Origin of the sequence: Micromonospora sp. NPDC005254 (assembly GCF_042872525.1) — a bacterium.
Classification (GTDB): domain Bacteria; phylum Actinomycetota; class Actinomycetes; order Mycobacteriales; family Micromonosporaceae; genus Micromonospora.
This window is the reverse complement of record NZ_JBIAKM010000002.1, coordinates 210,873-223,997: the sequence shown is the minus strand read 5'-3', so window position 1 is coordinate 223,997 and position 13,125 is coordinate 210,873. Positions and strand designations below refer to the sequence as shown.

Sequence of the window (13,125 nt, the reverse complement as noted above, 5' to 3'; positions counted from 1 at the left end):
TCAGAGCCTGCGAAGTCCACTCAGCACCCTCTCCAGCAGTTCAGTGCCCACCGCGTCGTCGGAGTCGTCCAGGATGGTCGGCTCGTGGACCGCGACCAGGCCGTCCGTCGCCATGTCGGCGATGAGCACCCGGGCCACACCGAGCGGGAGCTGCATCCGCGCCGCGATCTCGGCGAGCGATTGCACGCGTCCGTCACACAGCGCGGCGATGTACTGGTGTTCGCGGCCCTGGCCGCCGTTGCCATTGGCAGCGGCCCGACCGCGCACCGTCGTCTCGACGAGCGCCTCCAGCGCGATGTCGAGCCGGGGACGGGTTCGACCACGGGTCACGGCGTATGGACGGACCAACGCTCCGGTCGGTTCGTCACGATCGGCCATGTCGCCGCTCACCTCCTTCGCACCCCGTACCGGCTCCCACCGGTGGAACTCGTCGTTCTTGTCGTTTCAGTTGCGCCGACCACACGATCGGCGAGGCGTCAGCCCAGCATGCCCGCGGCCGCACGCGGCTGCGGGGTCAGGGCGTCGCCCACCCGGTCGACCAGTAGTGCCATCTCGTAGCCGACCTGCCCGACGTCGGAGCTGCGGGCCGCCAGCACGGCGAAGGACGAACCATCCGAGATGGACATCAGGAACAGGAAGCCATTGTCCATCTCCACGACGGTCTGGAGCACCGCGCCTCCCTCGAAGCAGCGGGCTGCCCCCTGGGTGAGGCTGACCAGACCGGACGCGATCGCGGCGAGCTGGTCTGCCCGGTCCCGCGGCAGGTCCCGTGACGACGCGAGGAGCAGGCCGTCCGCCGAGACGGCGACCGCATGTGCGACACCGGGCACCCGGTCGGCGAAGTTGGCCAGCAGCCAACCAAGATCCTGCGTAGTTGTCATCCTTCTTGCTCCTTCTGCCCGCTCCCGGCCGCTGGGCCTGAGCCAGACTGCGAGGATTGCTGCCCTCCCGGAGTCGCCTCCGGGCTGGTCGGGTTGTCCGAGGTGCTACGCCCTCGCTGCACGCCCCGGTGGTAGGCGGAGAGCAGGCCACGGACCGCCTCCGGGGAACGTCGCTGGACCGAGGTGGTGGGCTTCTCCACCGCGCCCGGCACCAGCTGCGCCATCGGCTTGCGCTTCGGCAGACCGGTCGTGGTGGTCTCGTTGACCGGCGCCGCCGTGGCCGCTGCCGAGGCGGCACGCCAGCCGTCGTCGGCGGCGGTCTGCCAGCCGTTGGTCTGCGATTGGGGCCGGCGGTTCGGCAGGCTCTCGGCGAGGCCGGGGCGTGCGCCCCCGTTCGCTGTTGACCCGTTGTCCTGCGGCGCTCCTCCGGCCGTCGGAGTGTCTGCCATCGGCGTGTTACCTGTCGTCCCGGGTGATGTCTTGTGGACTGCCCGACCGGTGGCCTCGACCGCCGCGAACTGCTGGGTCGCGTCACCGCCACCGCCGTTCGCCGCCGGCTTGTCGCCGGCCGCGGCCTCCTCCGGACCCGGACGGCGGGTACGGAACCAGGCGGACTCGAGCTCCCGGAAGATCGGCAGCTCCATGGTCTCGTCCGCGTACCGCTGGCGGTTCTGGGCCTGCGGCTGCTGCGGTGCCGGGCGGGTCTGCGCCGGCGGACGCGACGCCTGGGCCTGCTGAGCCTGGGCCTGCGGGGCCGGAGCCTGCTGAGCCGGAGCCTGCGGGGCGCGGACCTGCTGAGCCTGGGGCGCCGGAGCCGGCGGCTGGGCCGCGGTGCTCGGCTGGTCGCCGGGGCGCGGCACCCGGGGCAGCTCCGTCGTCATGTCCAGGGCGGCGGCGAGCCGCTCGGGCACCGGCGGGGTCTGCGTGTCCCGCTCGCCGCCGGGCACCGGCGGCCAGGCCGGCGGCGCCGGGGCGCTGGGCGCCGGAGCGGGCGGGGCGGACCGGGGCGTGAAGCCGCTGAACGACTGGCCGGAGGCCGGGGGCGCCGAGTACGGCTGACCGGACGCCGGGGAGGCCGAGACCGGCGACGCGGACACCGGCGGACCGGCGTACGGCTGGCCGGAGGCCGGAGCGGCGGACACCGGCGGGCTGCCGTACGGCGCACCCGAGTAGGGCTGACCGGAGTACGGCTGACCGGAGTACGGCTGACCGGACGCCGGCGAGGCGGAGACCGGCGCACCGGAGTAGGGCTGCGCGGAGACCGGCGGCGCGGAGTACGGGTGCACCTCCGGGCTGCTGGGCAACTGCCGGGGAATGGCCGGCTGCTGGCCGGTGGTCGTCGGCTCGTCGCCGGCCCGCCGCTGCGGCAGCGGGTCGATGGGCTGGCCGTTGGCCGTCCGGGGCGCGAACCCGTCGCCGCCGTTGACCCCGTTGCTCGCGCTCGCGCCGGTCAGGTCCGACCAGGCGGGCATCGAACGGTACGCACCGGTGTTGGCGGGCGTGCCGGCGCCGTTGCGCGAGGCCGGGTCGAACGGCCGGCCGCCCAGCGTGACCTGGTTGCCGGACTCGCCGGGGCGGGGTCCGTTGCCCAGCGCGGGCAGCGCGCCGAGGACCGGCGCGGGCCCACCGTGCTGCGGGCCGGCCGCGGGCAGGGCCGGCGGCTGCTGCACCCGGCCGGCGAGCGCGCGGGGCACCAGCACCGAGGTGGGCAGGGTCACGTCGGCGACCGTGCCGCGGTCGGCGCCGGGGCGCAGCTCGACGCGGACGCCGTGCCGCGACGCCAGGCGGGCGACCACGACCAGGCCCATCATCCGGGAGACAGCCACGTCCACCTGCGGCGGCGTCGCGAGCTTGTCGTTGAGCTCGTGCAGCTGCTCGCGGCTGATGCCGATGCCGCGGTCCTCCACGTACAGCGAGGCGCGGTCACCGACCCGGCGGGCCTCGACCATGACCTGCGAGTCCGGAGGGGAGAACGCGGTGGCGTTGTCGAACAGCTCGGCGATAAGGTGCACCAGATCATTGACCGCGTGCGCGGCGACCTCGATGTCGCGGTCGATGACCCCGAACTCGATCCGGGTGTAGTGCTCGACCTCGGACTGCGCCGCGCGCAGCACGTCGATGAGCGCGGCCGGCTCACGCTGCACGCGGGTGGAGTCGGCGCCCGCGAGGACGAGCAGGTTCTCGTCGTTGCGGCGCATCCGGGTGGCCAGGTGGTCGAGCTGGAACAGCTCGGCCAGCCGGTCCGGGTCCTCCTCGCCGCGCTCCAGTCGGTCGAGGTGCCCGATGAGGCGGTCGACCAGGATCTGCGAACGACGGGCCAGGTTGACGAACATGGTCGCGACGGAGGCGCGCAGGGCCGCCTGCTCGGCGGCCGTCCGGACGGCTTCCAGGTGAACGGCGTTGAACGCCTCGGTCACCTGGCCGAACTCGTCCTTGCTGCGGACCGGCAGCGGCTCGGCGATCTGGTTGGCCAGCTGCACCGGGGAGAGCTGCCCGACGACCTGCGGGTCACGGAGTCGGGCCACCGCCTGCGGCAGCCCGTACTGGGCGACGGAGAGGGCGCCCTGACGCAGCTCACGCAGCGAACGGGCCATCGAGCGGGCGACCAGGTACGCGAAGAGGATGGCCAGCAGCAGCATGCTGAGCAGCAGGCCGGTCTCCAGGAACACCTGGCGCTGGACGTCCGAGCGCAGGTTGTCGGCCTCGGCGACCACGTCCCCGTCGAGCTTCGTCTCGACGGCGCGGATCAGCTTGGCGTTGGCCGTCATGGCCGAGTCCCACTGGTCGGGGCCGAACGGGGCGCCACGCATGTCGCCGGTGGTGTTGCCGTCGATCCAGCCGGTGTAGTTCTGCGCCTCGCGGCGGTCACCGCCGGCGACCGTCTGGTCGTGGAACTTCGCCTCGTCGGGGCTCGCGACCGCCTTGAAGCTCTGCAGAGCCTGCTGCTGGCCGGTGCCGCTGGCGATGTAGTCGGTGCGCAGCGCCGGGGTCAGCCGCTGGCCGCCCTGCACGCCGAGCGCGCGGTGGACGACGACCCGGCGGACGGCGAGGAACTCCTTCTCCCGGGCGACCGCCGCGGCGGCGCGCATCCGGTCGCTCAGGTCGTTGTTGCCGGCGAGCTGGGTGGCCGAGTCACGGATGGCGAGCAGGTCGTTGATCAGACCCTCGTACGCCTGGATGGCCTCGGCGAGCTTCAGCTTGCCGTTGAACACCTGACTGCGGACGCCCGGCAGCTCCTGCAGGTTCTGGTCGATGCCGTCGAGCAGACCTTCGAGGCTGCCCGGCAGGTCCTCGACGTCGCTCCGCTGCTGCCGGTACGGGCCCGTCGCCTGGTCGACCCGGGAGTTGACCCGGTTGTAGGCCTCCTGGTACTGCGCCTTCGGCTGCGTCCCCGTGGCCTGCAGCAGCAGCACGGCGGTGGTCCGCTCGTCCTGCAGCGTGTCGACCAGGTCACCCGAATAGCTCGACAGGTTGGCCAGGTCGCCGGCTCGGTTGGCATTGTTGAGCGTGTCCAGGTGGTCGACGAGACCACTGGTGCCCACGACGACCGTGGCGATGGTCGGCACGATCATGATGAGACCGAGCTTGGACCAGATCGGCATGTCCCGGAGCCGACTGGCCGGCCGGCGCAGCCGCGACAGGAAGGAGCCCGCCGTCTTTGGCCGTTTGCTCACGTCACCGCCCTCGCGATTACAGCTTGAACGCGTTGCCCCGGGCAACGCCCAGCGACCGACCCGGCGGGTCGGACCCCCGAGATTCCATCACGCCGGTCGGCAAGAAGAAAGCCCAGGTTGGCACCGGCCGAAGGTGTGATGAGATGTTGATGCGATTTGATAGCAGTCCGTCTGGCCGGAGTAACTGAAGGTAATGGAACATCCCCACCGCGTTGTCCTGCTCGCCGGCCCCTCAGGCTCCGGAAAGTCGTACATAGCGCAGCAAACCGGGTTGCCGGTGCTGTGTTTGGACGACTTCTACAAGGACGGCGATGACCCTACGTTGCCGCGCCGAAACGGCCAGGTCGATTGGGAATCACCGCAGTCCTGGGACGCCCTGACCGCCGTCGAAACGATTGCTCGACTCGCCCGCGAGGGCCGTGCCGATGTGCCGGTTTATGCGATCGGCGCGGATCGACGGGTGGCCACCCGGCCATTTGATGTCGACGGATCGCCACTTTTCGTGGCCGAAGGGATTTTCGCCGCCGAGATCGTCGAGGAGTGCCGCCGCCGCGGGCTGCTCGCCGGGGCGTACGCGCTGCGCCGTCCGCGCGGGGCGACCTTCCTGCGCCGGCTGGCCCGCGACCTGTCCGAGCAGCGCAAGGCGCCCCGGGTGCTCCTCCGGCGCGGGGTGGCCCTGCTGGGGGCGGAGCCCGCGGTGCTGCGCCGGCAGATGGGGCTGGGCGCCGAGGCGGCCCGAGCCCGGGAGGTGCTGCGCCGGGTGGCCGGCCTGCTCGCCGGCCACCACCCGCACGGCCGCGAAGGCCACCCGCGGGGCTGAGGGCGCCCGCAGAGCCGAGGAGGCCACCCGCAGGGCCGAGGCCCCCTCAGGGCAGCAGCTTGGCGTACGCCGGCTTGATCACCTCGTCGATGATCCGCAGTCGCTCGTCGAACGGGATGAAGGCGCTCTTCATCGCGTTGATGGTGAACCACTGCAGCTCGCGCCAGCCGTAGCCGAAGGTCTCCACCAGCAGCGACATCTCCCGCGACATGGAGGTGCCGCTCATCAGCCGGTTGTCGGTGTTGACGGTGGCCCGGAACCGCAGGTCGCGCAGGAGCCCGATCGGATGGTCGGCGATCGAGGCCACCGCGCCGGTCTGTACGTTCGACGAGGGGCAGAGCTCCAACGGGATCCGCTTGTCCCGCACGTACGCGGCCAGCCGGCCCAGCGCGCCGTCGGGGGCGATGTCGTCCACGATCCGTACGCCGTGACCGAGCCGGTCCGCGCCGCACCACTGGATCGCCTGCCAGATCGACGGAAGCCCGAACGCCTCACCGGCGTGGATCGTGAAGTGGAAGTTCTCGCGCTGCAGGTATTCGAAGGCGTCCAGGTGCCGGGTGGGCGGGAAGCCCGCCTCGGCGCCGGCGATGTCGAAGCCGACCACCCCCGCGTCGCGGTGCCGCACGGCCAACTCGGCGATCTCCTGTGAGCGCGCCGCGTGCCGCATGGCGGTGAGCAGGGTGCCCACCCGGATGGTCAGGCCGGCCTCGACGGCCTGGGCGGCGCCCTCGGCGAACCCGGCCAGCACGGCCTCGACCACCTCGTCCAGGCTCAGGTCCCGTTCCAGGTGCTGCTCGGGGGCGAACCGCACCTCGGCGTAGACGACCCCGTCGGCGGCCAGGTCCAGCGCGCACTCCCGCGCCACCCGGCGCAGCGCCGGCCCGGTCTGCATGACCGCCACGGTGTGCGCGAACGTCTCCAGGTAACGCTCCAGCGACCCGGAGTCGGCGGCTTCGACGAACCAGCGTCCGAGCGCCTCCGGGTCGGTGGTGGGCAGCTCGTGCCCCACCTCCGCGGCCAGCTCGACGATCGTCGCCGGCCGCAGCCCTCCGTCGAGGTGGTCGTGCAGCAGCGCCTTCGGGACCTTGACGATGTCCTCGTACCGGATTGCCATGCTCCGACCCTAGTCATGCCTGAGCCGGATACGGGCGGTGGTGCCGCTGCCGCCGCCCGCGCCAGCGGTGCGGGCTCCCGGGCAGCCGGGCTCCCGCACCGCCGCGCTATGCGAGAGCGGTAAAGCCGAATCCGGCGTCGGCCAGCACGAGCAGGCTGAGCGCCGCCAGCACGGCGGAGCTCACGCCGAGGCTCCACCGCAACGCCCTCGGTGCCTGCCGACGAGCGGCCAGCACGAACAGGACCAGGGACACGACCGCACCGCCGGGTGCGCTGGCGACCAACGTGGCGAGCACGACGCAGCAGACGGCCACCACGGTGAACCGACGCTGCCGATCCAATCGGGGCGGCACCTCGACGCGTTCCGCGGTCATCGTCACCCTCCTCTTCCCGGTCTTTCCGAGTCTACGACGGTCCGGCGTCAGGCATCCCGGAGCGCGCTCACACCCCGCCCTTTTCGGCCCGCACCGAGCCGTCGCGGTAGCTGTAGAGCCGGATCCACGGGTCACTCTCGGCGACGCACGCCAGACGCACGGTGCAGAGCTCGAACTGCGCCTGCACGTAACTGGTGTAGTAGGAAACCCCGTAGAGATCGGTGTGCTTGACGTTGTTGGGGCCGCTCCTGACGCCACGGTACTTCCAGCCCTGCACCTGACCCGGGCCGTAGATGTAACCGGCGGTGTCCGGCGTAGAGATGCGCGTGATGGTGCGCCTGCCGTAGTTGTAGCAGTAATAGACGGACTCGGTGAACCTCCACAGCTTCGCCTTGGTGACCCCACCCTTGAAATAGAGGGTGGCGCCGTTGGTCTTGCAGCTATCGCCGCCGGACGCGGAGCCCGCGCCGTCCGGAGTCGGCCAGTCGGCCGGCGGCTGACCGAGCGCGCCGGACTCGACCGGGTCGGGATCCTGCAACTCGATGCCGTCCGGATCCGTCGGGACGGATTCCGGGATCGCAAGCAGTTCCTCGGTGGACAGCGTCGCTAGGATTGCCCAGTCCACGGTCAGCCCCGTGCTCGACGCGGACGTCTGCAGAGCCGCGGTGGCAGCCGCCAGGGCGGTCGCGTGGGCGTCGTCCTCGGCGTATGCCGGGGTGGAGAGGCCGACCACGGCGACACCAGCCACAAATGCGGCGAGCAGCGTTCGGCTTAAGGAGCGGTCATTGCGCATGTACATCCCCCATGTCTCAAGTAATGACGAGCGGAGGCTAGCAAGCTAATTGGATCTCGTTCGACCACGACGACTCATCGGTAATTTCGCTATTCATCAAGTTGAAATAGTATTTAATAGACAGATTGGTTATGTCGGGCATCGTGTCCGGCGCTGACCGCGCAGCTCACCGACCTCCGTTGGCCGGCCGACACTCAACGCAGCACGCGTCGACTCTCGGCCCGACATAGGATCTGGCGGTGGCAGACCCCGCACCCACCCCGCTGGCACCAGTGGCGGCCCGGCTGCGCTGCCCGGTCTGCGGCGAACCGCTGGCCGAGACGACCGCCGGCACCGCCTGGGCGCTGCGGTGTCCGCGCGGGCACAGCTTCGACGTGGCCCGGCAGGGGTACGTCAACCTGCTCGCCGGCCGCGCACCGCACTCCGGGGACAGCGCCGAGATGGTGGCCGCCCGCGCCGACTTCCTCACCGCCGGGCACTACGACCCGGTCTCGGACGCCCTGGCCGCCGCCGCGACGCAGGCCGTGCAGCACCTGCGCGAGGTGTCGTCGCTCGACGCGTACCCCCTGGTGGTGGATGCCGGCGCGGGCACCGGCCGATACCTCGGCGCGGTGCTGGCGGCGCTGCCGGACGCCGTGGGTCTAGCCCTGGACGTCTCCAAGCCGGCGCTGCGTCGCGCGGCCCGGGTGCATCCCCGGGCGGCCGCGGCGCTCGCCGACACCTGGCAGCGGCTGCCCCTCGCGGACGGCTCGACGGCCGTGCTGCTGAACGTGTTCGCCCCGCGCAACGGCGCGGAGTTCCACCGGGTGCTCGACCCGGCCGGCACGCTGCTCGTGGTGACGCCCGCCGCCGACCACCTCACCGAACTGGTGGAGGCCCTCGACCTGCTGCGGGTGGACCCGGACAAGGCCGACCGGGTGGCCGCCAGCCTGGGCGGGCACTTCACGCGGGTCAGCTCGACGGTGCACCGCGCGGAGCTGGCCCTGACCCGGCCGGAGGTCGCCACGCTGGTCGGGATGGGTCCGAGCGCCTGGCACACCAACCCGACCGCCCTCGCCGAACGGCTGGCCGCGCTGCCCGAGCCGGTCCGGGTGCGCGTGGCGGTCCGGCTGGACGCCTACCGACGCCGCTGAGGCTCAGGTGGAGAGGTCGACCTCTTCCCAGCCCGGCGGCTCGTCATGGTACGGCCCGCGCAGGATCACCGCCCACTCCAGCGCCCAGCGTCGCTGCCCGATCGCGTTGGCGTCGACCAGCCCCGGCGCCCGCCGGCCGCTCCGCTCGGTCTCCAGGTAAGCCCAGTCCAGGCAGTAGTGCAGATCGAGCAGGGCCGCCGCGTCGGCCGGGTGCTGCGGCGCGGCGAGGATCCGGGACTGCCAGCGGCCGAAGGTCTCCCCCTCGGCGATGTGCGGCAGCCGCTCGACCAACCGTTCGTCCACCGCCAGGGTGGGATCGAGCTGTTTGCTCAGCCCCAGCACCCAGGCCAGCGCGAAGAGCGCGTCGTGGTGCAGCACGAACGACCGGTGGTCGCCCTTGCCGCCCATCACGAACTGCCACTCCGGCGGGGTGACCATCTCGACCAGGTGCGAGCCGAGCAGCCAGCTCATCGCCGCCTGCGGGGGCATCCCGAAGCAGCGCGCCAGGATGAGGTGCAGCACGGCGATGCGCGCCTCGATCTCCGCCCTGGGTCGCAGCTCGATCGCATCACCCGGCTCCCACACGAGCGGGAACTGGGCCGGCGGCAGCGGCAGGCCGAGCCGGGACAGCTCGTCCAGGCTCGCCTCGCGCACCTCGCGCGGGTCGGGGGCAGGTACGGTCACGGGAGAACTTCCTGTCTGCACGCCACGCCTTTGGCCTGCGAGAATAGCGCTCCCAGGTGACGGGCACCACGCCGCCCCGACCTCCGCCCCGGTCAGCCGATCCGCTCGATGACCAGGGGCGTCGCGGTTGGCGCGGTCGGTGCAATGTGCACCGCGCGACTTGCCTCCGCCAGGGCCGCCGGAATCCGCGACGGGTCCTCGGCACGCAGTTCGTAGAGGGCGTCCCCGACCCGCACCGGATCGCCCGGCCGCTTGTGCAACACCACCCCGGCCGGCACGCTGACCGGGTCCTCCTTGCGGGCCCGGCCCGCGCCGAGCCGCCAGGCCGCAACCCCCATGGCGTACGCGTCGACGGCCGCGACGTACCCGTCCTGCTCGGCGCGGACCACCTCGACCTCCGGCGCGGTCGGCATCGGCGCGTCCGGGTCGCCGCCCTGCGCGCGGATCATCGCCCGCCAGGAGTCCATCGCCCGCCCGTCGCGCAGCGCCGCCTCGGGGTCGGCGTCCGGCAGGCCGGCGGCGTCGAGCATCTCCCGGGCCAAGGCGAGCGTCAGCTCCACCACGTCGGCCGGCCCACCCCCGGCCAGCACCTCGACCGACTCGGTCACCTCGACCGCGTTGCCGATGGCCAGGCCGAGCGGGGTGGACATGTCGGTGAGCAGGGCGACCGTCCGCACGCCGTGCGCACCGCCCAGCTCGACCATCGTGCGGGCCAGCTCGCGGGCCTGGTCGACGGACTTCATGAACGCGCCCGAGCCGACCTTCACGTCGAGGACCAACGCCCCGGTGCCCTCGGCGATCTTCTTGCTCATGATCGAACTGGCGATCAGGGGGATCGCCTCCACGGTGCCGGTCACGTCGCGCAGCGCGTACAGCTTGCGGTCGGCCGGAGCGAGCCCGGCGCCGGCCGCGCAGATCACCGCGCCGACATCACCGAGCTGGGCGATGAACTCGTCGTTGCTCAGCGAGGCCCGCCAGCCCGGGATGGACTCCAGCTTGTCCAGCGTGCCGCCGGTGTGCCCGAGGCCGCGCCCGCTGAGCTGCGGAACGGCGGCACCGCACGCGGCCACCAGCGGGGTGAGCGGCAGGGTGATCTTGTCACCGACACCGCCCGTGGAGTGCTTGTCGACGGTCGGACGACGGACCGCCGAGAGGTCGAGGCGCTCACCGCTGGCGATCATCGCGGCGGTCCACCGGGCGATCTCCGGCCCGGTCATGCCGTTGAGCAGGATCGCCATGGCCAGCGCCGACATCTGCTCGTCGGCGACAACCCCCCGGGTGTACGCGTCCAGCACCCAGTCGATCTGCGCGTCCGACAGCACACCCCCGTCCCGCTTCACCCGAATAACGTCAACAGCAGCAAACCCACTACTCATCAGAATGATCTTTCCTCGTCTGTTGCAGATCCCGACCCACGGACAGCCCGCACCGAGGGATTGGGCCGACCGTGCCCGGCGGAGGGATCAAGCCTGACCGCCCGGAGCCGGGCACGGTCGGCCCAATCCCCACCCTCAAGAAGCAGACCACCGCACCGGGATCTCCAACGGCGGCTCCCCCTCGCCGGCCCAGAAGATCGTCCCGGTCTCGTCGACCACGACAACGCGGGGCGTGCGGGCCATTCCCCAGGTGATCGCCTCGGCCGGATCGTCCCAGCTCGGGGCTTCCTCCAGCACGCCGGTCTCGGCGCTCGCGTCGTCTCCCGCCGAGCGCTCCCAGTACGCCGTCCAGACCTGCTGCCCGTCCGAGAGGTCCGGATGCACGAAGACGGTGCCGCGTCCACGCCAGGCGGCCAGCCGCTCCGGGACCACCGGCACCGGGGTCTCCCCGGTCACCGCCTCCAGGTCCTCCACGCCGAAGGCGTGCGGCAGCAGTTCCGCCATCCGCAGCGGGCGGGTCTTCGTCTCGATCAGGCACTCCGGCCCGCCGTGCTCCCAGAGCAGCTGCCGGCACCGGCCGCACGGCATCAGCGGCTCACCGGTCGCGTCGACGCAGGAGAGCGCGACGAGGCGCCCGCCACCGGTGGCGTGCAGGCTGGACACCACTCCGCACTCGGCGCAGAGCGTCACCCCGTACGCGGCGTTCTCCACGTTGCAGCCGACCACGACGCGGCCGTCGTCGACAAGCGCGGCCGCGCCGACGGGGAACGTCGAGTACGGCGCGTACGCGTGCCGCATCGCCTCGGTGGCGGCGGCCCGCAACCGCGCCCAGTCAATGTCGGTCATCCCATCATTCTGCCGAAGCAGCCCAGGTCAAAAGCAGGCAGGGCGGCAACCCCGCCCACCCCGCCGCCCTGGCGCGGTGATCAAGAGGTTTGCGTCAAGAAAGTCGTCGATCCTGACGCAAACCTCTTGATCACCAGAGGGTGGGTGGGGGTCAGCCCTTGATGTACGGCTTGCCGTCGGCGGCGGGTGCCCGGACCCGGCCGACCAGGCCGGCGACCGCCAGGATCGTCGCCAGGTAGGGCAGCATGGCCAGGAACTGGCTCGGGATCACACTGTTGATGGCACCGAGGTAGGTGGCGAGCTGGTCGGCGAAGCCGAAGAAGAGCGCGGCGAGCAGCGCCCCGGTCGGGTTCCACCGACCGAAGATCAGCGCGGCCAGCGCGATGAAGCCCTTGCCGCCGATCATGTTCTTGGTGAACGAGTAGAGCGCCAGCGTGTACGACGCGCCACCGATACCGGCGACCACGCCGGCCAGCAGCACGTTGCGGTAGCGCACCCGCAGCACCTTGACCCCGAGCGTGTCGGCGGCGATCGGGTGTTCGCCGACCGACCGGGTCCGCAGCCCCCAGCGGGTGCGGAAGAGCCCGATGTGGATCACCAGCACCAGCAGCAGGCCGACGTAGAGGAAGATGTTGCCGCGGAACAGCGCCGGCCCGAGCACCGGGATGTCCTTGAGCAGGGGGATCTCCCAGTTGCTGAAGCGCGGCGCGCTGTTGTACTTCTCCGCGTCGGTCTGCATCAGCCGCTCGTAGAGGAAGCCGGTGACGCCGACCGCGAGCAGGTTCAGCACGATACCCATGACGACCTGGTCCACCAGGTAGCGGATGGCGAAGACGGCCAGCAGCAGCGAGATGAACGCGCCACCGATGGCGGCGGCGACCAGACCCACCCAGACGCTGCCGGAGATGCTGCCGAACAGCGCGCCGCTGAACGCGCCCATCAGCAACTGCCCCTCGATGGCCACGTTGACCACGCCGGACCGTTCGCAGAGCACGCCGGCGAGCGCACCGAAGATCAGCGGCAGGGCCAGGATGAACGTGCCCCGGATGATGTTGACCAGCGGCATGAAGTTCTGCCCGGCGGGCGCGGCGGAGACCTGCCAGCAGAGGAAGGAGAGCACGAAGGCGACCAGCCCGACGCCGAGCACCGGCAGGAACCAGCGCTTCGGCACGCCGGCGAGCAGGGCCGCGCCGGCGGCGATCGCGATGATCCCGAACAGGATCGCGCCGATCGTGCCGTTGATCTCCAGCGCGGCACCGGCCGCGTCGTCGCTCAACGTGAACCGGGCCTCCTGGTCGGTGGCGAGCGCCCCGAACAGCACCGCCGCCAGCAGACCGAGCGCCGTCAGCGTGAGGCCGACCTTGCGGGTACGGGTCCAGAAACCCTCGTCGACGCCGACCGCGACGTCGGGGACAGCCATGGTGGACATGC

At 71.7% G+C, this 13,125-nt stretch carries 12 protein-coding genes; 2 read left to right on the top strand and 10 right to left on the bottom strand.

What is annotated here, in order from left to right; all coding sequences use genetic code 11:
* The 3 genes from ACFYPR_RS06670 to ACFYPR_RS06660 form a co-directional block, all read right to left on the bottom strand.
* The gene (locus ACFYPR_RS06670) at positions 1 to 378 is read right to left on the bottom strand and encodes a DUF742 domain-containing protein (RefSeq protein WP_030329021.1); all 378 of its coding nucleotides are present in this window, start codon (positions 376 to 378) and stop codon (positions 1 to 3) included.
* Positions 379 to 476: 98 nt separating this feature from the next.
* Positions 477 to 881 (bottom strand): roadblock/LC7 domain-containing protein, encoded by a 405-nt coding sequence (locus ACFYPR_RS06665; RefSeq protein WP_007455462.1) that lies wholly within the window; start codon positions 879 to 881, stop codon positions 477 to 479.
* Complete coding sequence (locus tag ACFYPR_RS06660; protein ID WP_387258885.1) at positions 878 to 4,555, bottom strand: nitrate- and nitrite sensing domain-containing protein; 3,678 nt, start codon at positions 4,553 to 4,555, stop codon at positions 878 to 880. The genes ACFYPR_RS06665 and ACFYPR_RS06660 overlap by 4 nt, the downstream gene beginning before the upstream one ends.
* A gap of 502 nt (positions 4,556 to 5,057) precedes the next feature.
* Between ACFYPR_RS06660 and ACFYPR_RS06655 the strand changes: the two genes are divergently transcribed.
* Positions 5,058 to 5,375 carry a hypothetical protein gene (locus tag ACFYPR_RS06655; RefSeq protein WP_387258883.1) on the top strand — a complete coding sequence of 106 codons (318 nt, stop codon included), beginning with the start codon at positions 5,058 to 5,060 and terminating at the stop codon, positions 5,373 to 5,375.
* 46 nt (positions 5,376 to 5,421) lie between these two features.
* Here ACFYPR_RS06655 and ACFYPR_RS06650 read toward each other — a convergent pair whose 3' ends face one another.
* The 3 genes from ACFYPR_RS06650 to ACFYPR_RS06640 form a co-directional block, all read right to left on the bottom strand.
* Positions 5,422 to 6,489: an adenosine deaminase gene (locus ACFYPR_RS06650; RefSeq protein WP_354863206.1), complete on the bottom strand. Its 1,068-nt coding sequence runs from the start codon at positions 6,487 to 6,489 to the stop codon at positions 5,422 to 5,424.
* A 106-nt stretch (positions 6,490 to 6,595) separates the two neighbouring features.
* A complete protein-coding gene (locus tag ACFYPR_RS06645; protein ID WP_354863207.1) occupies positions 6,596 to 6,862 on the bottom strand; it encodes a hypothetical protein in 267 nt (88 codons plus the stop codon).
* Positions 6,863 to 6,929: 67 nt separating this feature from the next.
* Positions 6,930 to 7,655, bottom strand: a complete 726-nt coding sequence (locus tag ACFYPR_RS06640; protein ID WP_387258882.1) for a hypothetical protein — start codon at positions 7,653 to 7,655, stop codon at positions 6,930 to 6,932.
* Between the two features lie 263 nt (positions 7,656 to 7,918).
* Between ACFYPR_RS06640 and ACFYPR_RS06635 the strand changes: the two genes are divergently transcribed.
* A complete protein-coding gene (locus ACFYPR_RS06635; protein ID WP_387259349.1) occupies positions 7,919 to 8,788 on the top strand; it encodes a putative RNA methyltransferase in 870 nt (289 codons plus the stop codon).
* A gap of 3 nt (positions 8,789 to 8,791) precedes the next feature.
* On the opposite strand, the gene ACFYPR_RS06630 is transcribed toward ACFYPR_RS06635, so the two are convergent.
* The 4 genes from ACFYPR_RS06630 to ACFYPR_RS06615 form a co-directional block, all read right to left on the bottom strand.
* Complete coding sequence (locus tag ACFYPR_RS06630) at positions 8,792 to 9,472, bottom strand: DUF4272 domain-containing protein (protein ID WP_354863209.1); 681 nt, start codon at positions 9,470 to 9,472, stop codon at positions 8,792 to 8,794.
* Between the two features lie 92 nt (positions 9,473 to 9,564).
* Complete coding sequence (locus tag ACFYPR_RS06625) at positions 9,565 to 10,848, bottom strand: thymidine phosphorylase (RefSeq protein ID WP_354863210.1); 1,284 nt, start codon at positions 10,846 to 10,848, stop codon at positions 9,565 to 9,567.
* 135 nt (positions 10,849 to 10,983) lie between these two features.
* On the bottom strand, positions 10,984 to 11,694 hold the full coding sequence (locus tag ACFYPR_RS06620; protein ID WP_387258880.1) for a cytidine deaminase: 711 nt from the start codon (positions 11,692 to 11,694) through the stop codon (positions 10,984 to 10,986).
* A 151-nt stretch (positions 11,695 to 11,845) separates the two neighbouring features.
* A complete protein-coding gene (locus ACFYPR_RS06615) occupies positions 11,846 to 13,123 on the bottom strand; it encodes an ABC transporter permease (RefSeq protein WP_355068414.1) in 1,278 nt (425 codons plus the stop codon).
* Between the last annotated feature and the right edge of the window lie 2 nt (positions 13,124 to 13,125).

What these genes read in the sequence shown, in the direction of transcription:
- ACFYPR_RS06670 (WP_030329021.1), bottom strand. Translation starts at nt 378, where the DNA reads ATGGCCGATCGTGACGAACCGACCGGAGCGTTGGTCCGTCCATACGCC.
- ACFYPR_RS06665 (WP_007455462.1), bottom strand. Translation starts at nt 881, where the DNA reads ATGACAACTACGCAGGATCTTGGTTGGCTGCTGGCCAACTTCGCCGAC.
- ACFYPR_RS06650 (WP_354863206.1), bottom strand. Translation starts at nt 6,489, where the DNA reads ATGGCAATCCGGTACGAGGACATCGTCAAGGTCCCGAAGGCGCTGCTG.
- ACFYPR_RS06645 (WP_354863207.1), bottom strand. Translation starts at nt 6,862, where the DNA reads ATGACCGCGGAACGCGTCGAGGTGCCGCCCCGATTGGATCGGCAGCGT.
- ACFYPR_RS06640 (WP_387258882.1), bottom strand. Translation starts at nt 7,655, where the DNA reads ATGCGCAATGACCGCTCCTTAAGCCGAACGCTGCTCGCCGCATTTGTG.
- ACFYPR_RS06625 (WP_354863210.1), bottom strand. Translation starts at nt 10,848, where the DNA reads ATGAGTAGTGGGTTTGCTGCTGTTGACGTTATTCGGGTGAAGCGGGAC.
- ACFYPR_RS06620 (WP_387258880.1), bottom strand. Translation starts at nt 11,694, where the DNA reads ATGACCGACATTGACTGGGCGCGGTTGCGGGCCGCCGCCACCGAGGCG.
- ACFYPR_RS06615 (WP_355068414.1), bottom strand. Translation starts at nt 13,123, where the DNA reads ATGTCCACCATGGCTGTCCCCGACGTCGCGGTCGGCGTCGACGAGGGT.